A 1451-nucleotide genomic window follows, 5' to 3' on the forward strand; every position below is an offset into this window, starting at 1 on the left:
AGCGCGAGCAGCGCGGCTTCGATCTCACCCAACTCGATACGGAAACCACGAATCTTCACCTGGAAATCCGTACGACCCCGATACTCGAGTTCACCGGTACTGGTCCACGCCACCAAGTCACCGGTGCGGTACATCCGCGCACCGCGCTGGAACGGGTTGGCCACGAACCGGTCAGCGGTCAGGTCCGCACGACCGAAGTAACCGCGCGCCAACTGCGCACCAGCCAAATACAACTCACCCGACACACCCACCGGAACCGGACGCAAACGCCCATCCAGCACAAACACCCGGCCGTTCCACACCGGCCCGCCGATCGACACCGACACCTCATCAGCGAGCGTCACCCGGTGGCTGGTGATCGACACCGCCGCCTCGGTCGGACCATAGAGGTTGAACAATTCGGTACGCGGATAGTCGCGTAGGAACCGCTGCGCCACCGAACCGGGTAGGGACTCACCGATCGCCAGCACCCGCCGTGGCGACCAGTCGTCCGCCGCGGGCCGGTGTGCCGACAGCGCCTCCAGCATCGACGGCACCGCGTGCAGGGTGGTGACCGATTCCCGCGCCATCAGGTCGTGCAGATACGCGGGGTCCCGATGACCATCCGGCGCGGCGATCACCAGCCGGCCACCGCGGACCGCGGCCGACCAGAACTCCCACACCGACAAGTCGAACGTGGCCGCCGTCTTCAGCAGCACCGAGTCGTCCTGCGTCAGCTCGAACGCGGCTGCCTTCCAGAGCAACTGGTTCACGACCGCCGCGTGTGGCACCGCGACGCCCTTCGGGCGTCCGGTCGAACCCGACGTGAAGATGACGTAGGCCGTGTTCTCCGGTCGTAGGGGCACGACCCGCTCGGAGTCGGTGAGCGGCACGCTCGCGACCGCGGTCAGTTCCAGGTCTTCGAGCCGCACCACCGGCGCGACATCGGTATCGAAGTCCGACTCCGCGTTGCTCAGCACACACACCGGGGCGGAGACGGAGAGGATGTAGTCGGTCCGGTCCGCGGCTTGGTCGGGGTCGACCGGTACATACGCCCCACCGGCCTCGGCCACCGCGTACATCGCCACGACCAGATCCACCGATCGGCGGAACGCGAGCGCGACCCGGGTTTCGTGGCCGACGCCCACCGAGATCAGGTAACGGGCGAGGCGGTTCACCCGGGCGGCCAGCTCGGCGTAGCTCAGCTCGACGCGTTCGCCGCCGGATAGGTCCGCGACCAGCGCGACGGCTCCCGGCGCCGCCGCGACGGTCCGGCGCAGTAGCGATGCCAAGGTGGCGGGCTCCACCGGATGGGTGGTGTCGTTCCACGCGGTGAGCACGTCGGTGCGCTCGGTGGCTGCGAGTAGGTCGATATCCCCGACCGGCGCGTTGGCGTCGGCGACCACGGCGGCGAGGATGCGCGACAACCGCGCCGCGAAACTCTCCACCGTCGCCCGGTCGAAAAGATCGGT

At 68.3% G+C, this 1451-nt stretch carries 1 protein-coding gene; it reads right to left on the reverse strand.

The genetic code is table 11. From position 1 onward, the window contains the following. Positions 1-1451: non-ribosomal peptide synthetase (locus ACWEO7_RS39495; RefSeq protein WP_452430960.1), on the reverse strand; the 1451-nt coding region annotated here is incomplete at both ends.

It is taken from the genome of Nocardia sp. NPDC004260 (genome assembly GCF_053603155.1).